The organism is Microbacterium wangyouchuni, assembly GCF_051546305.1.
Classification (GTDB): domain Bacteria; phylum Actinomycetota; class Actinomycetes; order Actinomycetales; family Microbacteriaceae; genus Microbacterium.
The window spans coordinates 471,759-496,544 of the sequence record NZ_JBPTMA010000002.1; the positions used below are offsets into that span (position 1 = coordinate 471,759).

Annotated in this window: 21 protein-coding genes; 18 read left to right on the forward strand and 3 right to left on the reverse strand. The window is 64.0% G+C overall.

Going from position 1 to position 24,786, the window contains the following annotated elements; genetic code table 11:
* Window positions 1-49 precede the first annotated feature (49 nt).
* Genes ACSS7Z_RS05575 through ACSS7Z_RS05585 form a run of 3 tightly spaced genes read left to right on the forward strand, consistent with a single transcriptional unit; the run spans window position 50 to window position 3,650 of the window.
* Window positions 50-988: an ABC transporter permease gene (locus ACSS7Z_RS05575; protein WP_438253487.1), complete on the forward strand. Its 939-nt coding sequence runs from the start codon at window positions 50-52 to the stop codon at window positions 986-988.
* Window positions 985-1,722 carry an ABC transporter ATP-binding protein gene (locus tag ACSS7Z_RS05580; RefSeq protein WP_438253488.1) on the forward strand — a complete coding sequence of 246 codons (738 nt, stop codon included), beginning with the start codon at window positions 985-987 and terminating at the stop codon, window positions 1,720-1,722. Before ACSS7Z_RS05575 ends, ACSS7Z_RS05580 begins: the two co-directional genes overlap by 4 nt.
* A complete protein-coding gene (locus tag ACSS7Z_RS05585) occupies window positions 1,719-3,650 on the forward strand; it encodes a DUF6541 family protein (RefSeq protein ID WP_438253489.1) in 1,932 nt (643 codons plus the stop codon). Before ACSS7Z_RS05580 ends, ACSS7Z_RS05585 begins: the two co-directional genes overlap by 4 nt.
* Here the strand turns inward: ACSS7Z_RS05585 and ACSS7Z_RS05590 are convergent.
* Both ACSS7Z_RS05590 and ACSS7Z_RS05595 read right to left on the reverse strand, forming a co-directional pair.
* A complete protein-coding gene (locus tag ACSS7Z_RS05590) occupies window positions 3,644-3,997 on the reverse strand; it encodes a DUF2304 domain-containing protein (protein WP_438253490.1) in 354 nt (117 codons plus the stop codon). The genes ACSS7Z_RS05585 and ACSS7Z_RS05590 overlap by 7 nt on opposite strands.
* A gap of 2 nt (window positions 3,998-3,999) precedes the next feature.
* A complete protein-coding gene (locus ACSS7Z_RS05595; protein ID WP_438253491.1) occupies window positions 4,000-4,698 on the reverse strand; it encodes a glycosyltransferase family 2 protein in 699 nt (232 codons plus the stop codon).
* A 67-nt stretch (window positions 4,699-4,765) separates the two neighbouring features.
* Here ACSS7Z_RS05595 and ACSS7Z_RS05600 point away from each other — a divergent pair, with 67 nt between their 5' ends.
* From ACSS7Z_RS05600 to ACSS7Z_RS05650, 11 genes are all read left to right on the forward strand, one after another.
* On the forward strand, window positions 4,766-5,950 hold the full coding sequence (locus ACSS7Z_RS05600; protein WP_438253492.1) for a glycosyltransferase family 4 protein: 1,185 nt from the start codon (window positions 4,766-4,768) through the stop codon (window positions 5,948-5,950).
* 80 nt (window positions 5,951-6,030) lie between these two features.
* Window positions 6,031-6,642: an acyltransferase gene (locus ACSS7Z_RS05605; protein ID WP_438253493.1), complete on the forward strand. Its 612-nt coding sequence runs from the start codon at window positions 6,031-6,033 to the stop codon at window positions 6,640-6,642.
* Complete coding sequence (locus ACSS7Z_RS05610; RefSeq protein ID WP_438253494.1) at window positions 6,639-7,736, forward strand: DegT/DnrJ/EryC1/StrS family aminotransferase; 1,098 nt, start codon at window positions 6,639-6,641, stop codon at window positions 7,734-7,736. Before ACSS7Z_RS05605 ends, ACSS7Z_RS05610 begins: the two co-directional genes overlap by 4 nt.
* A complete protein-coding gene (locus ACSS7Z_RS05615; protein ID WP_438253705.1) occupies window positions 7,733-8,719 on the forward strand; it encodes a Gfo/Idh/MocA family oxidoreductase in 987 nt (328 codons plus the stop codon). Before ACSS7Z_RS05610 ends, ACSS7Z_RS05615 begins: the two co-directional genes overlap by 4 nt.
* Window positions 8,703-10,160: a glycosyltransferase gene (locus ACSS7Z_RS05620; protein ID WP_438253495.1), complete on the forward strand. Its 1,458-nt coding sequence runs from the start codon at window positions 8,703-8,705 to the stop codon at window positions 10,158-10,160. The genes ACSS7Z_RS05615 and ACSS7Z_RS05620 overlap by 17 nt, the downstream gene beginning before the upstream one ends.
* Window positions 10,157-11,344: a glycosyltransferase gene (locus tag ACSS7Z_RS05625; RefSeq protein WP_438253496.1), complete on the forward strand. Its 1,188-nt coding sequence runs from the start codon at window positions 10,157-10,159 to the stop codon at window positions 11,342-11,344. Before ACSS7Z_RS05620 ends, ACSS7Z_RS05625 begins: the two co-directional genes overlap by 4 nt.
* Window positions 11,345-11,488: 144 nt before the next feature.
* Window positions 11,489-13,276, forward strand: coding sequence for an ABC transporter ATP-binding protein (locus ACSS7Z_RS05630; protein WP_438253497.1), 1,788 nt, complete (start codon window positions 11,489-11,491; stop codon window positions 13,274-13,276).
* A 9-nt stretch (window positions 13,277-13,285) separates the two neighbouring features.
* Window positions 13,286-14,467, forward strand: a complete 1,182-nt coding sequence (locus ACSS7Z_RS05635; protein WP_438253498.1) for a glycosyltransferase family protein — start codon at window positions 13,286-13,288, stop codon at window positions 14,465-14,467.
* Window positions 14,468-14,551: 84 nt separating this feature from the next.
* On the forward strand, window positions 14,552-15,628 hold the full coding sequence (locus ACSS7Z_RS05640; RefSeq protein ID WP_438253499.1) for a glycosyltransferase: 1,077 nt from the start codon (window positions 14,552-14,554) through the stop codon (window positions 15,626-15,628).
* Window positions 15,629-15,676: 48 nt separating this feature from the next.
* Window positions 15,677-16,828, forward strand: a complete 1,152-nt coding sequence (locus tag ACSS7Z_RS05645; protein ID WP_438253500.1) for a glycosyltransferase — start codon at window positions 15,677-15,679, stop codon at window positions 16,826-16,828.
* Window positions 16,825-17,952: a glycosyltransferase family protein gene (locus tag ACSS7Z_RS05650; protein ID WP_438253501.1), complete on the forward strand. Its 1,128-nt coding sequence runs from the start codon at window positions 16,825-16,827 to the stop codon at window positions 17,950-17,952. Before ACSS7Z_RS05645 ends, ACSS7Z_RS05650 begins: the two co-directional genes overlap by 4 nt.
* A gap of 4 nt (window positions 17,953-17,956) precedes the next feature.
* Here ACSS7Z_RS05650 and wecB read toward each other — a convergent pair whose 3' ends face one another.
* Window positions 17,957-19,024, reverse strand: a complete 1,068-nt coding sequence (gene wecB, locus ACSS7Z_RS05655) for a non-hydrolyzing UDP-N-acetylglucosamine 2-epimerase (protein ID WP_438253502.1) — start codon at window positions 19,022-19,024, stop codon at window positions 17,957-17,959.
* A 52-nt stretch (window positions 19,025-19,076) separates the two neighbouring features.
* Here wecB and ACSS7Z_RS05660 point away from each other — a divergent pair, with 52 nt between their 5' ends.
* The 4 genes from ACSS7Z_RS05660 to ACSS7Z_RS05675 all read left to right on the forward strand — a co-directional run bounded on the left by ACSS7Z_RS05660 (window position 19,077) and on the right by ACSS7Z_RS05675 (window position 24,776).
* Window positions 19,077-20,147: a glycosyltransferase gene (locus tag ACSS7Z_RS05660; RefSeq protein WP_438253503.1), complete on the forward strand. Its 1,071-nt coding sequence runs from the start codon at window positions 19,077-19,079 to the stop codon at window positions 20,145-20,147.
* Window positions 20,148-20,246: 99 nt separating this feature from the next.
* Window positions 20,247-21,827, forward strand: a complete 1,581-nt coding sequence (locus tag ACSS7Z_RS05665; protein ID WP_438253504.1) for a cell wall-binding repeat-containing protein — start codon at window positions 20,247-20,249, stop codon at window positions 21,825-21,827.
* Window positions 21,828-21,897: 70 nt separating this feature from the next.
* Window positions 21,898-23,193 (forward strand): nucleotide sugar dehydrogenase, encoded by a 1,296-nt coding sequence (locus tag ACSS7Z_RS05670; protein WP_438253505.1) that lies wholly within the window; start codon window positions 21,898-21,900, stop codon window positions 23,191-23,193.
* 224 nt (window positions 23,194-23,417) lie between these two features.
* Window positions 23,418-24,776: an HNH endonuclease signature motif containing protein gene (locus tag ACSS7Z_RS05675; RefSeq protein WP_438253506.1), complete on the forward strand. Its 1,359-nt coding sequence runs from the start codon at window positions 23,418-23,420 to the stop codon at window positions 24,774-24,776.
* Window positions 24,777-24,786 lie beyond the last annotated feature (10 nt).

Consider the following 24,786-nt stretch of genomic DNA (forward strand, 5'->3'; position numbering starts at 1 on the left):
GCTAATCGAGTTTGTGATGACGGCTGTCATCCCCGAGTGAGCAGGGCCAGTGACTGATACCCGAGATCTTTTCGCCGACGTCCCGCGTTCCGAGTTCGAAACCCCCGGCAAGAGCCGCGGGCTGATCGATATCGTGCGCTGGCGCTATTTGCTGAGCCTGCTCGTGCGCACGGGTGTGACGACACGCTACCGAAACTCCGTGCTGGGGTGGACCTGGTCGTACGTGCGACCGGCCGCCCAGTTCCTGGTGTTCTGGGTCGTCCTCGGCATCTTCATGCAGCTGGACCGGGATATCCCGAACTACGCGGTCTACCTGTTCTCCGGCATCGTCGTGATCAACCTGTTCTCGGAGGGGTTCAAGAACGCGACGACGTCGATCGTCGGCAATGCGCCGCTGGTGCGCAAGGTCTTCCTGCCCCGCCAGCTGTTCGCTGTCTCCGCGGTCATCGTCTCGTTCGTGCACTTCCTGCCGCAGGTCGGTCTCCTTCTGATCGTGTGCCTGCTCATGGGTTGGGTCATGCACTTCTCGGTGCTGGCGATCCTGGCGATGCTCGCGGCCATGATCATCGTGATGCTGTTCTCGCTGGGACTCGGGCTGCTGTTCGGCGCGATCAACGTCCGCTACCGCGATGCGGAAAACATCGTCGAGCTGATGCTGCTGCTCGCCACCTGGACGTCGCCCGTGCTGTACTCCTGGACGATGGTGCAGGATGCTGTCGTCGGCAAGCTGCACTGGCCGTCGTGGCTGGTGGATATCTACATGCTGAACCCGATCACGCAGAGTGTGGAGCTGTTCCACTACGCCTTCTGGCGTCCTGCCACCGAGGGCATCGTCGCCGCAGCGGATTACTCCGGGTTCCAGATGATGGATCTGCCTCCCGGCCTGGCCTGGAACACACTGTGGACGTTCCTCATCGCGCTGGGAACACTTCTGCTCGGCCAGCTGGTGTTCCGTCGCCTCGAAGGAAGATTTGCACAGGACCTATGAGCGAGCAGATGACGACCAAGCCCAGCATCATCATCGATGGTGTCAAGAAGCGCTTCACACTGAACCACGCCTTCTCGCTGAAGGACACGGTGGTCTCGTGGATCAAGCGACGCCAGCTCACCAGCCAGTTCGAAGCTCTCAAGGGCGTCGACCTGGTGATCGGCCAGGGGGAGTCTGTGGCCATCCTGGGTCTGAACGGCTCGGGGAAATCGACGCTCCTCAAACTGGTCTCCGGCGTCATGGAGCCGGATGACGGTCAGGTACTCACCCGTGGTCGCGTCGCCGGTCTGATCGAAGTCGGTGCAGGGTTTCACCCTGAGCTCTCCGGACGCGAGAACGTGTTCTTGAACGCTGCGATCCTCGGCATGCAGAAGCATGAGATCGAGGCGCGCTATGACGAGATCGTCGCGTTCAGCGAGATCGAGCAGTTCATCGATCAGGAGGTCAAGCACTACTCCTCGGGTATGTTCATGCGCCTGGCCTTCTCGGTCGCGATCCATGTCGAGCTCGATGTGCTGCTCGTGGATGAGATCCTCTCCGTTGGCGATGCACCCTTCCGCGAGAAATGCCGCCTGAAGTTCGAAGAGCTCATCGATCGAGGCAAGACTCTGGTGGTCGTCAGTCACGACATGGAGATGGTGCGCGACCTGTGCGGTCGAGGCGTGGTGATCAATAAGGGCGAGGTCATCTACGACGGCGAGATTGAAGGCGCCATCAAACTGGTGGACAAATGATCCTCGAGTGGCTCGGCGCCGCCCCCGTAATTCTGGCGGCGGTCCTCGTCGTTTTTCTGCCTGGCATGCTGTCATTGGCGGCGGCGGGAATGCGGGGCCTCGCGCTGGTGGCGTTCGCCCCGGTGATGACGACCGCAGTCGCCTCTCTTGCTGCGATCGCGCTCAGCCTCTTGGGCATCGCCTGGTCGGCGTGGAGTTTTGCGATCGTCATCGTGCTCATCACAGCCATCGCCTGGTTCGTAGGAAGGCTGCTTCCGCTTCGCGGTCAGCAGACGCAGGCATCGACACCGCATGCCTGGATGCTTCCGACAGGGCTGGCGATCGGCATGCTGATCAGCTTCAGCCGCATCGCGTTCTACATCTCTGACCCGGCCGCGATCTCACAGACCAACGACGCCGTGTTCCACTTGAACGCGCTGCGGTACGTCCAAGAAACCGGTTCCGCGTCGGCGTTTGATCTGAATGCCTTCATCGGCGCCTCGGGCTTCTATCCGGCCGCATGGCATGCGCTGGCCTCACAGGTGGCGCTCGTCACCGGCGCCGGCATCCCGGTGGTCGTCAACGCTGTGACTATTGTGATCGCGGCTGTGGTGTGGCCTCTGGGCATGGCGTGGCTCGCCCGCACTATCAGCGGATCTACGACTGTCGCTGCGTATGCTGCGGTTCTCTCCAGCGCGATGCAGCTGTTCCCGCTGCTGCTCGTCCAATGGGGCGTGCTCTACCCCAACGCTCTTTCAGTGGCGCTCATTCCAGCATCCGTCGCTGTCGTCGTGTCGTTGCCATCGTGGTCGCGCGCAGCCAGACCCGCTGGCTCGATCGCGCAGGCAGGCATCTTCATCGCGATCGCACTGTGCGCGCTGGTGTTCGCGCAGACCTCGTCAGTGCTCGTTTTCGGGCTGATCAGCATGATCTGGTTCAGCTGGTGGATGTTGGCGCAAACGAACCGGTCCATGCTTGTGCGCTGGATCGCCGTGATCGCAGGATGGCTGGTACTTGCCGCTGTCTGGGTCGCCTTCTCACGGAGCACAGGAGGATCGCACTGGCCACCTTTCCGGGGCAAATTCGAGGTCTGGTTCGACATCGTCTTCAACAGTCAGTTGCGCATCCCTGCCGCCTGGGGGATCAGCGTGTTGATGCTCATCGGGCTGGTGGTAGTGGCGCTCCGCGCACGCCAGCGATGGCTGGTTGCTGCATGGCTGGCACTATCCGCGCTCTACGTGCTCGCAGCAACTTTCGGAATCGCCATTGTGCGGGATGGGCTTCTGGGGCCCTGGTATGCCGACCCGTACCGCATCGCGGCGCTCGCGCCCATCGCGGTGATACCGCTGGCAGCCGTCGGCTTCGACGCGATCGTGCGCGCAGTCATCGGACGTGTGCGCAACAAGAAATCTTCGGCTACGGCAATCATTGCTGCGAGCTTGGCGATCCTCTCCCTGGCCACTGTCGTCGTCGTTGCGGTGCGTCCCGTCGGGATGCCCGATGTGATCATGAACAAGTTCGAGGAAGAGTCGCTCTACCGAGAATCCGCAACGAGCTATCTCAGCTTCGACGAACGCAAGCTGCTGGAGTCACTTGACCGGTTCGTCGATGATGATGCCACGGTGATCGGGAACCCGAGTACGGGACTTGCCTTCGGATACTTCCTCAGCGGGGTCGACGTCTTCCCGCGTACGTGGTCACCGCCGATGACGGCTCAGTGGCAGCAAATCGCCACAGGCCTGCGTGACGTTGCCGCAGACCCCGCGATCTGCGAGGCACTGGCGGCGTACTCGAACCCGGAGTACGTTCTTGATTTCGGCCTCGGCGAGACCTATGCGGGTCGCTACGAGGTGCCGGGCATGACTGGTTTTGCAGGCCAGGAAGGCTTCGAACTCATCACCGAGGTCGGTGATGCGTCGCTATGGCGCATCACCGCATGCAGTCACTGACCTTTCATGCTGTTGCGCTCGTCGGCTTCGGCCTCGAGCAGCGCGATCTTGCGCGCCAGCAGAGTGAGCTGGCGCTGCAGCACGGCATTGCGGCGGAACTGCGTGTAGACGAACGCGAGAAAGACGATGACAAGACTGTAGAGCACGAGGTCCGTGCCTCGTCCGACGCCGATCAGCTGTGCGAGCCAGGTGATCCACTGCGGGAACAGTACTGACAGCACTGCGCCGAGGACGAAGAATCCCATCAACAGTCGCCGGATTGCAAGATGGCTGTCTGCGCCGGTGCGACGCATCATGAACACGGCGAGCACGATAATCGCCGCGATGAGCAGAATCTGGATCCACATGATCACTTCACCACCAGGTCGACGAGGATGTTGACGGCATTGAGCACGCTCTGCCCCTTGGCTTTGGAATAGTCGGTGTAGAGCAGTTCGACCGGATATTCGCGCCAGGGGAGCTTCGTGCGCCCCAACTCCAGCACGATCTCAGTCGCGTGTGCCATTCGATCCTGCTTCAACTCGATGAGCCCCGCTGCATCGCTTCGCATGACCCGCAGTCCGTTGTGTGCATCGGTGAGCTTCAGGCTGGTCGTCATATTCGACACCCAGACTGCGGTCTTCAGCACGATTCGCTTGACGAGTCCTGGATCGGTGCGGTCGTCGAGGAAGCGTGACCCGAAGATGATGGCGAGGTCCTCATCACGGGCGAGCGCGACCATCGCGAGGGCATCCTCGATGCGGTGCTGGCCGTCTGCGTCGAAAGTCACGATGTATTCGCAAGACGGATGCGAGAGCGCGTAGGTGATTCCGGTCTGCAGCGAGGCCCCCTGCCCGAGATTGACCGGATGCTGAACGACTGCCGCTCCGGCACGCCGAGCGACCTCGGCCGAGCCGTCAGTCGATCCGTCATCGATGCAGACGACATGAGCGAAGTGCTCGAGCAGATTCTCGATGACACCGCCGACGACAGAAGCCTCGTTGTACAACGGGATGACGACCCAAGCATTCGGATCCGGGGCGGAGGATGCCGGGTAGCGCAAAGACATGAAACCATTGTGTCAGGTGTCGGCCTCATGCTTGCTCGGAAGCCCGACCGATCAGATCTGGAGACTCATGCGCGAACGACGCCCGACAGTGGCGATCACGACCCGGCTCTACCTGGCGGAAGTGACGGCGGCGAGCTTCCGGATGCACGCACTCGCCGACTCACTGTGTTCGGATCACGATGTGACCGTGTTAACCAGCCGGCCGCCGACCGGGATCGCTGACTCAGGCATGCTCCACGACTCGCCGGTGACAGTGCGCAGAGCTCCGGTGCTGCGTGATCGCACGGGGGCGATCCGCGGCTACGTGCAGTACATGTCGTTCGACATTCCTGCCTTCTTCCGCGTGCTGGCCACCCGCGCTGACGTCATCGTCGCCGAAGCGCCGCCCACGACAGGCCTGATCTGTCTCGTGGCGAGCTGGTTCAAGCGCAAGCCGCTGGTGTACTACCCGGGAGATGTCTGGACTGATGGGGTGATCGCGATGGGCGCCGCGAAGCCGGTGATCGCCGTGATGCGATGGCTGGAGACGCGGGTCCTGCGCGGCGCGCGGAGCATCCTGTCGGTGTCCGCCGAGGTGACCGAGCGACTGACAGCGCTGGGCGCAGATCCGTCTCGGATCCTTGAGGTCGGCAATGGGATCGACACCCGGGTCTTCAACGCCGCTGTCGAACCGCAGCGAACCGAGCGGCCGTACTTCGTGTACACGGGCACGATGTCGGAATGGCAGCAGCCTGACATCTTCATTCGCGCGCTCGCGAACCTCGAATTCGATGTCGACATCCGCTTCTTCGGCCAGGGGGCGGCTGAAGCACAGCTGCGGGAGTTGGCAGCGCAGATTGCTCCGGGGCGCGTGCACTTCGGTGGCGTTGTCAGCCCAGCCGAGTCCGCGAGCTGGATTCGCGGTGCGGTCGGGGCGCTGGTGAGCATCGTTCCCGGTATTGGTTACGACTTCGCCCGGCCAACCAAGACGTATGCCGCCGGAGCGTGCGGAACTCCCGTGCTCTTCGCCGGGGCGGAGACAGGCGGACAGGTCGTGCGAGACGGCGACCTGGGCGAAGCCGTTGGGTTTGAAGCGCAAGAGGTGGCTGCAGCGATGACGCGTCTGCACCAGGAAACGCAGAATGGCCGAACCGATCAGCGTCGCCACGCGCGTTCTGAATGGATCACGCAGCACTATTCGCTGGCAGCAGCGGGCGAGAGAGCCGCTGACGGTGTGCGAAGCGCCCTGATCGCGACAGCCCGCACCGACTGAGCGGTGATTCAGAGACCCAGCGATAGACTGGGTGACCGTCGAACATCCGCGATGTGCGGTGTCGGCACAAGGAGCGCCCTGTGACCAACTCTTCCCGCGTGCGGATCGTCGAATCCGCTGACGTCTCGCCTGACGCATCGATTGGCGATGGGTCCTCGATCTGGCACCTTGCGCAGGTTCGCGAGCAGGCACAGCTGGGCAAGAATTGCATTATCGGTCGCGGCGCGTACGTCGGCACCGGTGTGGTCATGGGCGATAACTGCAAGGTTCAGAACTACGCGCTCGTGTACGAACCGGCGAAGCTGGGCGACGGTGTTTTCATCGGGCCGGCCGTGGTGCTGACCAACGACACCTACCCGCGGGCCATCAACGCTGACGGTTCGCAGAAGAGCGCGCACGACTGGGAGCCGGTCGGCGTGACGATCAACCGCGGCGCCGCGATCGGTGCGCGTGCGACATGCGTCGCCCCGGTTACGATCGGCGAGTGGGCCACAGTCGCCGCGGGCGCGGTCGTGGTGAAAGATGTCCCAGCGTTCGCTCTTGTCGCCGGTGTTCCGGCGCGGCGCATCGGTTGGGTGAGTGAAGCCGGTGTGCCATTGACCGCCGGTGACGCAGACGGGGTGTGGGTGTGCCCGACCAGCGGCGCACGCTACATCGAGACTGACGGAATTTTGATCAAGGAGATCCTGTGAGCGAGTTCATTCCCCCGGCGAAGCCGATCATCGGCGACGAGGAGCGTGCGGCTGTCGACCGCGTCATGCGTAGCGGCATGGTCGCGCAGGGCCCCGAGGTCGCGGCCTTCGAGCAGGAGTTCTCGGAACACTTCGTACCCGGGCGGGTATCGGTCGCCGTGAACTCCGGCACAGCCGGGCTGCACCTCGGTCTGCTGGCCGCTGGAGTCGGCGCCGGCGATGAGGTCATTGTTCCCTCGTTCACGTTCGCGGCGACGGGGAACTCGGTAGCGCTGACCGGCGCCACCCCCGTGTTCGTCGACATTGAACCGGAGACGTTCTCCCTCGACCCTGAAGCTGTGGCTGCGGCCATTACGCCGAAGACTCGGGGGATCATGCCGGTGCATTTGTATGGTCACCCGGCGCGGATGCGTGAGCTGGAAGTCCTCGCGGCTGCTCGTGGCGTTGATCTGTATGAGGATGCAGCTCAAGCTCATGGCGCATCGTTGGACGGGCGTCCAGTGGGCTCATTCGGGAAGTTCGCAATGTTCAGTCTGTACCCGACGAAGAACATGACCAGCGGTGAGGGCGGCATGATCACCGCCGCTAATGAAGAGATCGCCCGTCGTGCCCGTCTACTGCGAAACCAGGGCATGGAGCGTCAGTACGAGAACGAGATCATCGGGTTCAACGCGCGGATGACGGACATTCACGCGGCAATCGGGCGTGTGCAACTGACCAAGGTCAATGCGTGGACGAAGACCCGCCAGCAGAACGCGGCGTTCCTCGACGCGAACCTGCAGGGCGTTGTCGTGCCGCGGGTTGTTGACGGCGCCGTGCACGTTTATCACCAGTACACGATCCGTGTCCCCGAAGACCGCGACGGTTTCGTCGCTGCGCTCAAGAGCGAGCACAACGTCGGCGCCGGTGTCTACTACCCGATTCCCAACCACCGCCTACCGTCACTGGCACCGTATGCGCCGGGCCTGGAGCTGCCCGAGACGGAGCGGGCCGCTCGTCAGGTCGCGTCGTTGCCGGTGCATCCGTCGCTCAGTCAGTCCGATCTGGAGCGCATTGTCGCTGCCGTCAACACCGTGGCGAAGGCGGGCGCCTGATGGGTCTGCGCGCAGGTCTCCTTGGCGTCGGGATGATGGGACGTCACCACGCTCGGGTGCTGCGCGAGGTCGATGGCATCGACCTCGTCGCGATCGCCGACCCGGGCGGCGACCCGCACGGGGTCGCCGGTGACCTGGAGGTGCTGCCCGATATCGAAGCGCTGATCGCTGCCGGTATTGACATCGCCGTGGTGGCTGTTCCGACGCGTTTCCACGAGGATGCAGCGTTGAAACTCGCTGCTGCCGGTGTGCACACGCTCGTGGAGAAGCCGATCGCCCATACGCTCGAGGCCGGCCAGCGCATGGTCGACGCCTTCGCCGCGGCAGGCCTCGTCGGTGCCGTCGGGCACATCGAGCGCTTCAACCCTGCACTGCAGGAGCTGCGCCGCCGGATCGAGGCGGGGGAGCTCGGAGCGGTTTACCAGGTAGCGACGCGTCGGCAGGGGCCGTTCCCGTCGCGCATTGCCGACGTCGGAGTCGCCAAAGACCTGGCGTCGCACGATGTCGATCTCACAGCCTGGGTCGTGCAGAGCGACTACGAGCGCATCTTCGCGCAGACCGCGTTCAAGAGCGGGCGCGAGCACGAAGACATGATCACGATCACCGGGCGCACGGCATCCGGTGTCATCGTAAACAACATCGTCAACTGGCTCAGCCCCATGAAGGAACGACTCACCGTCGTCACGGGGGAGAAGGGCGCGTTCGTCGCCGACACCTCCACCGGGGATCTCACCTTCTACGCCAACGGAACGATCCCACTGGAGTGGGAGTCCGTTTCCAGCTTCCGTGGTGTCTCTGAAGGGGACGTCACCCGCTACGCGTTCGCCAAGCGCGAGCCGCTGCGGGTCGAACACGAGGCGTTTCGTGATGCGGTGCTCGGCAAAGACACCGATATCGTCACGATGGCGCAGGGCCAGCGTACGCTCGCTGTCGTCGAAGGCGCACTCGAATCCGCGCGTACCGGAGATGCGGTTGCGCTCTGACTCCGAGCCGACGATGACTGCGGCGCGCTACGAGCCTCGCGACGGCTTAGCGCCCCGGGTTGCCTTCGTCGTCTACAACGACGTCCACCGCGATGCCCGCGTCATGAGGATTGCGAAGGCGTCCGCGGACGCCGGGGCGCGGGTGCGCGTGTTCGCATTCGGTGGTGCTCGGGTGAGCCGGTACCCGACCGGTGTGACGGGCCACGAAGACGGCTTCGAGATCGAACGTGTACCGATTCGATCGATAGGCCACATGCTGGTCGATGCTGGCCGAGTCGCGCGGCGAGTACTCCGCCGGTCGGCCCCGATCGGCGACGCATCGGAGCCATCTGGTGCTTTCGCATCGGTATCGCCCGTTCCGGTATCGCCCGTTTCGGCTCCCGAAGGTGCCGCTGCTGCGTTGCCGGCGACGCCGAGGGGCATCAAGGGATGGGCCGTCAAGCAGTGGCTCCGCGCCGATCGCACCGTGCGCCAGTTCTCCTTCTGGCACAGCGCGGGCCGCGCTGTGCGTGCCTGGAAACCTGACCTCGTGCATGTACACGACGCGAACACACTCCCCATCGCCACCCGCGCGGCACGCTCGCTCCGGATTCCGTTCGTCTATGACTCGCACGAGTTGTGGACGCATCGTAACGTGAGCGCCGATCGACCGTTGGCGAAACGGCTCGAAGGCCCGATGGAACGGCGCGGTGCGCGTCGAGCGGCCGGGGTGATCACCGTGTCACCGAGCATCGCCGAATGGCTGCAGCAACGTTATTCGCTGCGTGAGCGCCCGATTCTCGTGCGCAACATTCCTCCCCTTGGTGACCGGAGAATCGAACGGTCAGGTGGGCGCCTGCATGAGCTTGCAGGACTGGCGCACGACGTTCGCGTCATCGTGTACTGCGGTGGTATTACGTTCAACCGTGGTATCGAGCGTGTGATCGAGGCCATCCCGTGTCTACCCGACGACGTCCACTTTGTGCTGCTCGGTGAAGGCTCCGAGGTTTACGTAGCAGGACTGCGCAGCCTCGTGGATCGGGCGGGAGGGCACGGGCGAGTCCACTTCGTCGGAGCCGTTGCGCAATCCGAGGTTTCTCAGGCTCTCGCCGACGCCGATGTATCGATAGCACTGACTCAGCCGACCGTGTTGTCGTACGAGTATTCGCTGCCGAACAAACTGTTCGAGTCGATTCATGCAGGGATACCGATACTCGTCTCAAACACCCGCGATGCCGCGGCGCTGGTGAACGAATACGACCTCGGTGGCGTCATCGCTCCGGATGCATCCCCGGAAGCGCTCGCTGCCGCGCTCCTGGACGTGGCGACCTCGGCCGACCGGCATCGCGCGGCAGCGCTTGATGCTGCTCGCGACCTCACTTGGCAGCAAGAATCCGCTCGGCTTGTCGCACTTCACCGGCGGGTCTTGTCAGCGGACACGCGAAACGGGAGGACATCGTGAGTGCGGAGCCGAGTGCGCTTCGCCGGGCGGCTTGGCGTGCTCTTGGCGCTCTGCCCGAAGGCATCCAGCTGCGTGTGAATCCGCGGAAGTATGGCTTCGCTCCTGGCGATCGACCAAAGCCTCCGGTTGCCCCGGAGACACCGGTGCGCTTGTACGTGGCTCCAGTGAACTCGGCTGGCCAAGGGTACGCGTGGGCTCGAGCCGCGGAGCGGCTACCCGGCGTTGGTGCCGTCGACATGCAGCATCGTGCGGAGACCGGCTTCGGATTCGACGTTGACTACGAAGTGCCGACGACAGTATTCGTTCGGTCGGAAGCCTGGCAGCGCGCGCACTTCCGCGCCGTTTCGCGATCGTTCACGCACGTGATGATGGAGTCGGTATGGCCGTTGTTCACATCGAGGTTCGACGGTGACGTCGAGCGCGAAGTATCAGCGCTGCACGATGCCGGGGTCAGCGTCGCGGTGGTGGCCCACGGAAGTGACATCCGCCTGCCCGACCGGCATGCGGCTATCGATGAGTGGTCGCCCTTCCACGACGGGGTCTGGGCTTCGACGCCGAAGCTGCAGGAGCGCGCCGAGCAGAAGCATGAGGTGCTGAGACGTCTGGGCGTCCCGGTATTCGTATCCACGCCGGACCTGCTCGGCGACTGGCCAACGGCAACGGTGCTGCCTCTGGCAGTCGACACGGAGCGTTGGCGCAGCGACACCGTGCCACTCGAACGCGGGGTACCAGTAGTGGTGCACGCTCCGAGCAGGGCTGTTGTCAAGGGGACTGACCTGATCCGACCCCTGATGCGCTCGCTCGCTGACCGCGGTCTTATCGAATATCGAGAGTTCACGGGGGTAGCCTCCAGCGATATGCCGGCTCTGATTGGAGACGCCGATATCGTTCTGGAGCAGTTCCGCATCGGAACCTATTCGGTGGCTGCCGTCGAGGCGATGGCATCGGGCCGAGTGGTCATCGGCCACGTGCACGACCAGGTGCGCGAGCATGTCGTGGATCGTCACGGGGTCGAGTTGCCCGTCGTTCAGGCAACGCCGAAGACTTTGGAGTCCGTGGTGCTCGACATGCTCGAACGCCGTGAGTACTACCGGTCGATCGCTGCCGCTGGCGCTGACTTCGCCCGAAAGGTGCACGACGGTCGTGTGTCTGCCGAGACTCTTCGCGGATTCCTGCTCGGATGACCGCCGGCAAGCATCTTCAGCCAGTCCCGGGCGGGGCTATGCGAGGATTGGATTTTGATCGCACGCTGACCCGGTGCCGTGCCGTCTACGCCAGGGCAGTAGATGCCGCTGTGCATTGCGATCATCCATGAGAAAGAAGCGACAGTGAAGGCAAACCTGCAGACATTCCGGCGGATCCTTCCGCTGCTGCCCGCTAAGGCACGTGCGTTCCTGTGGATCTATATGGTGTTCTCCAGCGCACTCGCGGGGCTTGACATCGCTGCTCTCATGCTCCTCGCGGTCTCGCTCTCCGGAATGGTGAGTAACCAGCCGATCCAGCTTCCGGTGATCGGCACCATCGACCCCAGCGCCTTCATCTGGGTGCTGCTCGTGGTGTGCGGGCTCATCATCCTCAAATCCGTCATCGCTGTTTGGCTTCAGTGGGTGGCCACTCGGCGGTTCGCGTCGTACGAGCTCGAGATCGGCGATCGGTTGTTCGCCGCTTACATCAAGGCGCCCTGGACCGAGCGGCTGCGCCGTAATACGTCGCAGCTGATCAGGCTCGCCGATGTCGGCATTGCGAGCGTCGTTGGCGGATTCATGTTGCCAGTGCTCTCACTTCCCACCATGATCACGACGCTTATCGCTGTGGTGGCCGTGCTCGTCATCGCGCAACCAGTGACCGCCGCAATCACGCTCGTTTATCTCGGTCTCATCGCGTGCATCCTGTATTTCCTCGTTGCACGCAAATCAATCGAGGCGGGGCGGGTCAACCGCACCTACTCGTTCAAGGTTGCGGGGCTCATGACTGACATGGTCAACGCGCTCAAGGAGATCACCCTTCGAAACAGCGCACCGACCGTGGCGACGGCCGTGCATGACAACCGCATCCACACGACACGCGCTCGCTCCAACCTCAGCTTTCTCGGGCAGCTGCCCAAGTTCGTATTCGACGCCGCGCTCGTCGGAGGCTTCCTGCTGGTCGGCGGTGCCGCGTACCTCACCAGCGGTGGCAACATGGCAGCCGCATTCTCGTCTGTGGCGCTCTTCGGAGTCGCCGGCTACCGGCTCGTGCCGTCGCTCACTGGCTTCCAATCCGTGATGACCCAGACGCACGCCAACGTTCCGATCGTGAACGATGTGATTCGCGACATCGAGAAATCCGTTGAGTACGTCCACTACGCAGACACCGTCGGCAGGCGCCCCATCGAAGGGGAGCCGCGTGAACTCGTGCTCCAAGACGTGCGCTTTACCTACCCGCAGCGTGAGAACCCGGCGCTCGAGAAGATCGATCTCGTACTTCCCATGGGAACGACGCTCGGGATCGCGGGTTCGTCAGGCGCCGGGAAGACTACGCTGGTCGATCTCATCCTCGGGCTGCTGGTTCCCTCCGAGGGCAGCATTCGTCTAGACGGCGTAGACCTCGAGGAGGTCCTCATGGACTGGCGCTCGCGGGTCGGCTACGTCCCACAGGATGTGTCCTTGTTCGACGGCACTGTGGCACAGAACGTGGCGCTTACCTGGGCCGACGATGTCGACCGTGAAAAGGTGCGCGAAGCCCTCGAGCGGGCGCAGCTGTGGGACACGATCTCACAGCGCCCTGGCGGCATCGATTCGCGCATCGGAGACCGCGGCATGGCGCTCTCAGGCGGACAACGGCAACGGCTCGGCATCGCACGCGCTTTGTACGGTGATCCGCTCGTTCTCGTGATGGACGAGGCCACCAGCGCCCTCGACACCAAGACCGAGTCCGACGTCGCCTTCGCTATCCGCAACCTGCGCGGACAGGTGACGATCGTCTCTGTTGCTCACCGGCTCTCGACTATTCGCGACAGTGATCAGGTCATCTTCATGCGCGAGGGCACGATCGTCGCGCGCGGCACGTTCGACCAGGTTGTCGCCGAGGTCCCCGATTTCGCGACACAGGCGGCGTTGGCCGGCCTGGTCAAGTAGGGCGCGGGTATGTTGCCCTCCGGACTCGCGGCGGTTGCCGGGCGAGCAACCCGGTTCGTGCCGGAGGGTCTGCTTGTCCGAGTCCTGCCGAGAAAGCTGCGATACGACCCCGGTGAGACTCCGATCGCGCACCCGCCAAACACGTCCGTACGACTGTTCATCGGTCCGGTCAACTTCGCGGGGCAGGGATGGCAGTGGGCGCGCGCAGCTGAACGTCTGTCGGGCGTCGGGGCAGTGAGCATGGCCTACCGAATAGGGACCGAGTTCGGATTCCCGGTCGACCAGACAGTTCCCGCACCCGCCTACGTGCTCTCGCGGAGCTGGCAGCGCCGTCAACATGACGCGGTGTCGAGTGGTTTCAGCCATGTTCTCGTCGAGGCCGGACGCAATCTGTTCGGCCGGGTCTACGATCAGACCGTCGAATCACAGGTGCGCGAGCTCATCGATCGTGGCATCAAGGTCGCGATGATCGCGCACGGCAGCGAGGTCCGACTGCCGAGCCGCCATGCAGCGGCGCACTCCGATTCGCCGTTCGCCGACTCGGAGTGGGACCAGGTGCCGATCTTCGAGAAGCAAGCAACCGAGAATATCGCGCTGCTCGAGCGCCTTGATCTGCCCGTCTTCGTCTCGACACTCGGTCTGCTCGAAGACTTGCCGACCGCGCACTGGCTGCCCGTGGTCGTCACCCCGGATGCGTGGTCCGGGGGCGCGGCCCCGCTTCAGCAGGGGCTCCCTGTGGTAGCGCACGCGCCGAGCAGTGGGCGCATCAAAGGTTCTGACCTCGTCGATCCAGCGCTGAGCCGACTGGAGGCGGAGGGTGTCATCGAGTACCTCCGAGTCACTGGTATCCCGGCCGCGGAGATGCCGGGCATCTACCGGCGTGCTGACATCGTGCTCGATCAGTTCCGAATCGGTGACTACGGCGTCGCCGCCTGCGAGGCGATGGCGGCCGGCCGTGTTGTCGTGGGTCATGTCGATCGCGCCGTTCGCCGTTCGGTGCTTGCGCGCACCGGGCTGGAGCTTCCGATCGTGCAGTCGACGGGCGCCGACATCGAGCAGGTGGTGCGCGACCTCATCGCTGATCCTGACAATGCACGACGCAGTGCCGAACTCGGGCCCGCATACGTGCGCGCCGTGCATGACGGCCGACGCTCAGCAGCGGCGCTCAGCGGCTTCCTCGGGGTCGGCTGAGTGGCATCCGGCAGAACAACCGCGCGCGACAGTTCTCCCAGCGGCGGTTTGGACGCGAGGCATGGGCCTGGGAGAATTCACTTCATGCCCAGCGTGCCAACGGTGGACGTCGTGATCGCCGTACACGATCCGTCCAGACCGCTTATTCGTGCCGTGCAATCCGTACTGCACGACGGCGTCGACGGTGTTCGCGTCATCGTCGTCTGCCATGGCCTGTCCATTTCGGCATTCGCCGACGCACGAGCCATGTTCGCGGCGTCTCCGGTCGAATGGATCGAATTCTCCGACGGTGTACGGTCGCCAACCGGACCGTTCACGCGCGGTCTTCGCGCAGCGACAGCGGACTATGTCACGATCATGGGATCCGACGACTTCGTCCAGCCGGGAGCGGTCGCGACCGCGGTCGCCCACCTTGGCGCTGATGCTCCTGATGCGCTCGTGCTCCCGCTCCAGCACCAGTCAGGCGAGATACTCCGAAATCCGCTCACCCGACGAGGACACGTCCGCTCGCTCGATGGGGTTCGAGATCGACTCGCATACCGCACAGCGCCGCTTGCGTACCTGCGGCGCGGCATCCTCGACGAACTTGATCTCGAACTCACTGCGGATGTGCCGGCGGGCGAGGATATCGAGTTCTCCGCGAAGCTTTGGTACTCGGGTGCGCGCATTGATTTCCATCCTTCCGACCCGGCATACGTGATTGGAGCGGATGCCGAGACACGCGTCACCGCGGCGCCGCGTGGCGCCCGCGTGGAGCTTACGGCGTTGCGGTTGCTCTTGACCAGGGAATGGCTCACCACGGCTTCCGCGTCGGTACGCAGGAGTCTGATGATCAAAGTGCTGCGTATCCATGTGCTCGGTCCCGTGCTGCGACGGGCATCCAGCAACACACTCACGACGGACGACCTCCATGCATATGCGGAGGTCGTACGCACCGCACTGAGAATCGCGCCGCGTTCGTCGCGTCCATTCTCTCGTGCGGACCGAGATGTCCTCGACGTGCTGGCGACAACGCCGCTCAATTCCGCAGCGGCCCTCGCAGCGGCGACGGCGCACACCTCCGCCGGTCGCATTGCCCGGTTGATCCCGCGCAACCCATTCGCCGTTGTGGATCGTGAGGGCTCTTTCCGCCGCTTCCTGCGCTACCGGAGTTGGCCGTGAGTACGTCTTGCGAAATCCGGACGCCCACTCACCGAAACGGACTCACCCGTGACTGAAAATACGCCTGCCCGCCAGCGCTTGCTGATCCTCTCGTTCTCACCGATCGCGGGCGATGCACGGGTACTCAAGCAAGTCGCCGAGTTCGCGGACCGCTATGAGGTGATCACCTGCGGGTACGGCGCGACTCCCGATGGGGTGGCCCGCCATATACGAATCCCGGATGAGGAGCGGATAAACGATCTCAACGGCAGGCTGATCACCCTTCGCTGGTACTCGCGAGCGTATTGGCGACTGTCCGCCGTGCGGTGGGCGCGTTCTGCACTTGCGGGATTGGACGTCGATGTGGTCATCGCCAACGACGTCGAGGCCGTTCCGGTCGCCCTGAGGGTTCGTCCGCGTTTGGGCGTGCACGCCGATCTCCACGAGTACTCACCTCGTTTGCATGAGGAGATACCGGTCTGGCTGAAGCGGATCAAGCCGTATTATGACTGGCTGTGCCGACGCTATGTCGCCAAGGCGTCGTCCTGGTCGACTGTCAGCACAGGGCTCGCTCGTGAGTACGCTCGGGAGTTTGGCTTCGAACCTGTGATCGTGACTAACGCCGCGCCCTACGCTGCACTCGTTCCGCAACAGGTCGACACGCCGATCAAGCTCGTGCACAGCGGTGCTTGCCTCAAGAATCGCAATCTGATGGCGCTGGTTGATGGCGTCGATGCCGCCGGCGGCGCCGCCACCTTGGATCTCTACCTCACGCCGAATGATCCCGGACATCTCGAGGAGCTGCGTCGGCGCGCTGCGCAGTCGGCTTGGGTGGAGGTGCGCGAACCTGTGCGGTATCAGGAGCTCGTGCAGACGCTGAATGGCTACGATGTCGGCGTCCACCTGCTTCCTCCGGTCAACTTCAACAATCAGTGGGCGCTGCCGAACAAAATTTTCGACTATGTGCAGGCTCGCCTCGGCGTAATCGTCGGACCTTCGGCCGAGATGGCCGCTGTCGTCAACGCGAACGGTATCGGCGCAGTCGCTGAAGACTTCAGCGCCCCTGCGCTGCGCGACGTTCTCATCGACATTGACGTGGAGACCGTTGTGGAGTGGAAGCAACGCTCGGATGCGGGTGCCAGGGCGCTGTCTGCGGAAACGCAGGTCGATATCTGGGCGGAGTGCGTGGACCGGTTGATGGCGGGGGAGGCAGACCGATGACGAATGCGGATAACCGACGACGGCTTCTGATCCTGTCGTTCTCACCGATCGCGTCGGACGCGCGGGTGCTCAAGCAGGTGCGGCTCTTCTCCGACGATTATGCGGTGACCACCTGCGGGTACGGACCGGCGCCACTGGGCGTGGTCGAGCATCTTGCGATCCCGGACGAGCTGGCCATCTGGCGTTACGATCGCCTGCTCGTCGCCTTGCGTCGCTATCGGCGTGCGTACTGGCAGAACCCAGCCATCGTCGCAGCTAAGAATCTGTTGGCTGGGCAGGAGTTCGATGCGGTGCTGGCGGATGACGTCGATGCAGTCGGCCTCGCGCTGGCGATACCATCCGGCGGCGTACATGCCGACCTACACGAGTACTCGCCGCGACAGAAGGAGGATCTGCTGCGCTGGCGGGTGTTCGTTGCTCCGTTCATGCGCTGGATGTGTCGGAGTTTTGTGAGCCGCGCGAAGAGCACCACGACAGTCGGGCATGGCATCGCGCGGGAGTACCGGCGCAGGTTCGGGTTCGAGGCTGCTGTCGTGACAAACGCGGCGCCGTTCGTCGAACGGAGTCCGCAGCCCGTACACGAGCCGATCCGGCTGGTCCACAGCGGTGCCGCGCTTCACGATCGCAACATCATGATGATCGTCGACGCCGTGGATGCCGCATCGGGTGGCTGCACACTCGACCTGTATCTGACCCCGAACGATCCCGCATACCTGGATGCGCTCAGGGCGCGCCAGAACTCGCGGATCACCGTGCATGAGCCCGTTCCCTACGACGACCTCAACGAGACGCTCAGCGGCTATGACGTGGGTGTGCATGTGCTGCCGCCCGTGAACTTCAATAACCGGTGGGCGCTGCCGAACAAGTTCTTCGACTACGTCCAGGCGCGGCTCGGACTGATCATCGGACCGTCACCAGAGATGGCGCGCGTGGTGCATGAACGCGGGTTGGGTGCCGTTGCTTCTGACTTCACAACGGAGGCGCTCACGCGGGAAATCGAGAGACTGGACGCAGCCCACGTGGCGCAGTACAAATCGGCTTCGGGTGCGGCCGCCCGTGAGCTGTCCGCAGAAGGACAGGTGATCGGCTGGCGCACCGCGATTGATGGGATCGCGGTGCGCTGATCGCTCAGCGGACGGCGTTCTGCAACTCGGCGATGACGCGCTCGGCTGCGTGACCATCGCCATAGGGCGCCGCGCTGGTCGGCTGCGGCGCTGGACGAGTGACGGCGGTCGCGATCTCCTCAGCCGTGTTCGCGAGCACGTTCCAGCCGAGGTCGATGGTCTCCACCCATTCGGTTTCGGGGCGAACGGTCGTGCACGGAACACGGAGTAGGAACGCCTCTTTCTGCAACCCGCCCGAGTCGGTGACGACGCCCCGGCTCGCGAGCACCGCCGAGATCAGCTCGGGATAAGCGAGTGGGGCGTGCGCGATTAGCGACCCCTGGGTCAGCTCGATGCCGTGCGCGGCAGCCTTCGCGACCACGCGCGGGTGCGCCAGCAGGATCACTGGATGCTTCAGAGAGCCGAGGGCCTGCGCGATCTCGGTGAGGCGGGCTGGATCGTCTGTGTTCTCCGCGCGGTGGATCGTTGCGATGTAGAACTCACCCGGAGCCAGCCCCAGTTCCTCCACGAGCACAGAGGGGGTCTCGGCGACCGTATCGCGCACCTGGAACAGCACGTCGGTCATGACGTCGCCGACGAGTATTGAGCGCCCAGCGAGCCCCTCGTTGGAAAGGTGGCCCATCGCGACCTCGGTCGGTGCCAGACACAGGTCGGCCGAATGATCTGTGAGCACCCTGTTGTGCTCCTCGGGCATGCGGCGGTTGAACGAGCGCAAACCAGCCTCGAGATGCGCGAGAGGGTAGTGCAGCTTGGCGGCGCTCACGGCGGCGGCAAGGGTGGAGTTCGTGTCCCCGTAGACGAGTACCCAGTCAGGGGAATACTCCTCGAAGACGGCGTCGAGGGCGCCCAGCATGGCACCGGTCTGCACGCCGTGGCTGCCGGATCCGACGCCCAGGTGCACATTCGGTGCGGGGATGCCGAGGTCTTCGAAGAACACGTCCGAGAGCATCGGATCGTAGTGCTGACCGGTGTGGACGATCACATGATCAACGCCGGCGGCGGCGGCAGCCTTTGCGATCGGAGCAAGTTTGACGAACTGGGGGCGCGCGCCCACGACGCTGATGACCTTCACGTGCACTGATTCTAGAGGAGGAGCCCTGGACCTACGCTGGTAGCGTCGAGGGGTGCATCTGTCTTCACCCGAGGTCGACCTTGTCATCGCGGTCCACGACCCGAACCGCGAGATTGCTCGCGCAGTGGGATCGGTACTCAGCTCGTCCGCAATCGCACGGGTGATCGTGGTCTGCCACAACACTCCCGTGCGGAGCATTGCGGAGCGGCTGGGGGACTTTGCCGCGGATCCGCGGGTGGTCCTCGTGCCGCTCGATGACGGGATCCGAAGTCCATCGGGGCCGTTCAACCGAGGTCTCGAGCTCGCCGAAGCGCCGTTCGTGTCCATCATGGGCTCGGATGACGAGCTTGCGCCCGGTGCCGTGGACACGTGGCTTCGCGTAGCTCATGAATACTCGGCGGAAGTGGTGATCCCGGTTGTGCGGTACGCCGGAGGTGCGCGGATGCCGACCCCGCCGACTCGTCCCTGGCGCACGGGTGCTCTGGATCCGATACGCGATCGACTCGCGTACCGCACTGCGCCCCTCGGCCTCGTCGCCCGGGAGCGCTTCGGGGGATTACGGATGACGCCCGGTCTCGCCAGTGGCGAAGATCTCGACTTCTCTACTCGGCTCTGGTTCTCCGGTGCATCCATTGCGAGGGTTCGCGACGGAGCCGAGTACTTCGTGCACGATGATGCCGAACGCGTCACGTTCACCCGGCGGCCGGTCGCGGAGGATCTCGAGGCTGTGCGACGGCTTATCTCTGATGACTGGGTGATGGCGTTGCCGGAGCACAGCCGGGAGGCGATCGCCGTGAAGCTCTGGCGTCTTCCGGTTTTTGGGGCTGTTCACTACCGCGCCGCGAGCTGGAATGCGGGGGATCGGGTCGCACTCGCGGATGCAGGGGGAGAGCTGGTGCGGTTCGCTTCGTCGGCGCTGGACGTTCTCTCGCGCGCCGACCGGGAACTTGTGCGAGGCATCCTCGATCCCGCTGTGGCGGACGACGACCTCGATGGCGCGTCCCGCGCGAGGCGGAGGTTCATGACCCCGGCGGCACTCATCCCTGTTCGAGTGTCTCGGTTCGGCGCGCGCGAGGCGCCGTTGCGCTTCGCCGCGGCAACCTGGCTGACCAGCCGACGCTGAGCAGGGCTGAGCCTGGTGGGGACCGCTGTGACGATGCCGATGCTGTTAGCGTGTCGGATGGCTGTGGCGACCAGAAGGCCGCGCCGTGGAGAGGCTGAAATGTCGAAAGCGCGTGTCCTGGCGTTTGTGCTGAGCGCGTTGATCATCTCGAGCGCGGCGGCGGTGGTGTCGACACCGGCGTATGCGGGCACCGCGGCATCAAGGATCGCCGGTTCAGACCGTTACGAGACCGCTGCCGCGGTCTCACAGGCGGCCTTCGGCGATCCGAAGGCGGTGGAGGTGGTATTTGTCACCACAGGGGCATCGTTCGCCGACAGCCTGAGCGCCGGTCCCGTGGCGACTGTACGCAACGCCCCGGTGCTGCTTGCGCACAACAACGGGCTGCCGCGCGCGACGATCGATGAGCTCCGTCGGCTGTCGCCAAAGGAGATCGTCATCGTCGGCGGCACAGGTGTGATCTCGAGAAGCGTCGGCGATCAGCTGAAGAGCTATGCGGCGACTGTGACACGAACCGGCGGAGCCGATCGCTATGACACGTCGCGACTGGTGGTGGAACAGGGGTTCCCGAACGGCACGGGCACTGTCTATGTCACGGCCGGACGCACGTTCGCCGATGCCGTTTCGGGCGGCGCTCTCGCCGCGGCGAAGAGCGCACCGCTGTTGCTCATCGACTCGGCACTGCCGCGCCTGGACGCCGCGACAAAGCAGACGCTGGGGAAGCTCGGAGCATCACGGCTCGTAGTCATCGGTGGGCAGGGTGCGCTCTCGAGCGCATTGGCACAGGAAGCAGCTGCCGTCACCGGGGCGAAGCCGTCGAGACTGGGCGGAGCGGACCGCTACGAGACCAGCGCCGTGGTTGCGGGCGAGTTCGGTGTGATCGACGAAGTGCTTCTCGCCACCGGCACTGATTTTCCTGACGCGATCTCGGCGATCCCGCTGGCGGCGCGGCGCGGAGCACCCGTCGTGCTCACGATCCCGTACTGCGTATCAACAACGACAGCCAGAATTACCAGCCAGCCATCGGTCAAGACGCTAACCCTGATTGGCGGCGTCGGTGCACTCCGCGGTCTCATCGGCAACCAGCACGGCTGCTTGAGCACGACGGATCCCCACAGCCCCTGGCTGGTCGTGAACAAGAAGCGTCCGCTTCCGTCGTCCCATGAACCGGCCGATATGCGTCCTGTCAACGTGCGTAACGTCGGCGGAGGATGGATGCGTCGGGAAGCGGCCGGAGCTCTCGAACAGCTCTTTGCGCACGCGAGCGCAGAGGGGGCGGGCGCGATGGGGAATGCCAGTGCACATCGTTCGTACTCGTACCAGCAGCAGCTGTTCGACAGTGCTGTCCGTCGCAAGGGCATAACTCAGGCTGAGATCGACACTGCTCGGCCAGGATTCAGCGAGCACCAGACGGGGATGGCCATCGACGTCGTCGCCTGCGGTAACGGATGTGGGAGTATCTATGGGTTCGGCGGCACGCCGCAGAGTCGCTGGGTCAACGACAACGCGCATCGTTTCGGGTTCATCGTCCGCTACGAGCCTGGCTACCAGCACATCGCCGGATACATGAGTGAACCGTGGCATCTGCGCTATGTCGGCACTGCCTTGGCAACCGACTACAAGGCGGGTGGCTTCCACACCCTGGAACAGTACTTCGGACTCCCGGCTGCGCCGCACTATTGATCGGTTTCGTGACGAGCGCGGCTGGGTGCCCGCCCAGCCCATCGCTGATCGCGCGCCTAGAATAGAACCCATGCGCATTGCTGTCGTCGCCCTTGGAAAGATCGGGCTTCCCCTCGCCGTCCAGTTCGCCTCTTCGGGGCATGATGTGATCGGCGTCGACGTCAATCAGAAGGCCGTTGACACGATCAACGCAGGTCTCGAGCCGTTCCCTGGCGAGGCCCACCTCCAGGCGAAGCTCGCCGAGCTGATCCCTGCTGGCCGTCTGCGCGCCACCACCGACTACGCCGAAGCGATTCCGGGTGCGGATGCTGTCGTGCTTGTTGCCCCCGTCTTCGTCGACGACGAGACGTGGGAGCCCGATTTCAAGTACATGGATGCTGCGACGCGATCCCTCGCCGAGCACCTCACTCCTGGCACCCTCGTCTCCTATGAGACGACCCTGCCGGTCGGCACCACGCGCAACCGCTGGAAGCCGATGATCGAATCCGGATCCGGGCTCACCGAGGGCGTGGACTTCCATCTCGCGTACTCGCCGGAGCGTGTGCTCACCGGCCGTGTCTTCGCCGACCTGCGCAAGTACCCCAAGCTCATCGGTGCGCTGTCGGATGAGGGCAATCGTCTGGCTCGCGAGTTCTATGAGGCCGTGCTGCAGTTCGACGAGCGGCCCGACCTTCCCCGGCCCAACGGCGTGTGGGACCTCGGCACCACGGAAGCATCCGAGATGGCGAAGCTCGCCGAGACGACATACCGCGACGTCAACATCGGGCTGGCGAACCAGTTCGGCCTGTTCGCCGCGGCCAACGGTATCGACGTCTACAAGGTGATCGAGGCGTGCAACTCGCAGCCCTACAGCCACATCCACCGCCCAGGGATCGCCGTTGGTGGTCACTGCATCCCGGTGTATCCGCGCCTGTACCTGTCGACAGACCCGGATGCTGACATCGTCCGTGTTGCCCGCCAGCTGAACGCGTCGATGCCCGAACGTCTGGTTGCCCAGGCTGCGGGGATCCTCGGGGACCTCACCGGACAGCGCGCTGTCGTGCTGGGCGCTGCATACCGCGGGGGAGTGAAGGAGACGGCGTTCTCCGGCGTCTTCCCGACGGTCGCCGCGTTGAAGGATCGTGGTGCGGATGTCGTTGTCCATGACCCGCTGTACACCGACGAAGAGCTGCGTGCCCTTGGCCTTGAGCCGTATGCGATGGGCGGCGAGGTGGATCTCGCGGTCCTGCAGACGGATCACGCTGAGTACAAGCAGCTTGCGCCAGCGGCCCTGCCCGGTGTGAAGCTGCTTGTCGATGGTCGCGCGGCGACGGATGCCGATCTGTGGGCAGGCACGCCGCGCATCGTCGTCGGCACCGCTGCCTGAGTAGACGGCGTCCGGTAGCGTCTCAGCCGCGCCGGCGTCGCGCCCTCGCGCCGAACGCATCGAGTGCGGCGAGAACCTCAGGTGCTTGCCAGATGCGGTTCCGCCTGCCCGTGCTGATTTTGGTGAGGATGCCGGGCTAGTCGTTTAGCCTTTGGTATGGAGTCAGTCGCCTTCTCGCACATCGTCGAAAGTGCAATGTCCGTGGCCCGGTGTTCAATGAAGTTATGACCGAATCGACGATGACGGCCCCGGAGCAGCAGGTGCTCCTCGGCGACGTCGTGTCGACTCTGATCACCGTTGAGCGCACGATCCAGCAGATGAACGCGCTGCGTTCCTCGTTGCTGGCCACGGCCGACACCATTGCTGATCATGACGAAGACATCACTGATCTGAAGTCCCGAGAACTCGCTCATCGTGCCGTCGCAGCCGAGATCGGCGCGGCAATACGGGTCTCCGACCGCACCATTGAGGCGCAGATGGGCGATGCCGCCCTGCTTCGTGATAATTTCCCGCTTACGGCCGCGGCGTTCAGTAGGGGAGAAATCTCCGCCGCTCATGTCCGAGTGATCACTGAGGCGGGGGCTCCGATTGAAGATGCGTCACAGCGCGCAGCTTACGAGAAGGCGGTACTTGCTCGAGCGCTCGAGGAATCTCCGAACCGGCTACGTCCGTATGCGAAGCAGCTCTCGGAGCGGTTCCGTGAAACATCGTTCGCTGATCGTCATGCCGAGGCTCGTAAGAAGCGCGGCGTCTGGACACGCACGTTAGAGGACGGGCAGAGCGACCTCGGAATCTCTGGTTCCACTGCTGTGATCCGTGGGATCTTCGAGCGTCTCACGCAGATGGCGTTCGCAAAGAAGAAAGAGAACGACCGCGCGGCGAAAGAACACGCGGGCGATCCAGACTTCACACCGGACACCCGGACGCTCCGAGAGATTCGTGCCGATATCGCCGCTGACCTGCTGCTGACTGGCACTCCCACCGGACACGACGCCGGGGACAGCCTCTTGGGTGCCATTCAAGCCTTTGTCGAGGTGACGATTCCTCTGCTCACGCTCACCGATCTAAACGACACGGCACCGCCGGCACATCTGGAGGGTGTTGGTCCGATCGATCCCGACACGGCACGTATTCTCGCCGGAAACGCACCCGGATGGGATCGGGTGATGACAGATCCGATCAGCGGGGCTGTTCTCGCCGTTGACCGATATCGCCCGAGCGAAGAAATGCGAAGACACCTCCGGGCCCGGGATCGACGATGTCGATTTCCCGGATGCCGGATCACCGCCCGCAAAACCGACGACGACCACACCGTTGATCATGCCCTGGGCGGAGCAACCGACATCGACAACCTCTCGGGCAAGTGTCGCCGGCACCATGTCACGAAGCACCACACCCCGTGGAAGGTTAAACAGCTCCCAGGTGGTGTTTTGGAGTGGACCAGCCCGATCGGCCACGTCTACGTTGATCGCGCGCCGGGCGTGACCGGGCATGTGACCTTCGAAGACGTCGCACTGCGAGTGCAGGGCCCGGTTACACCCGAGAATCCGTGGCACGACGGCGAAGGAAACGCACCGTTCTAACGACGGTGCG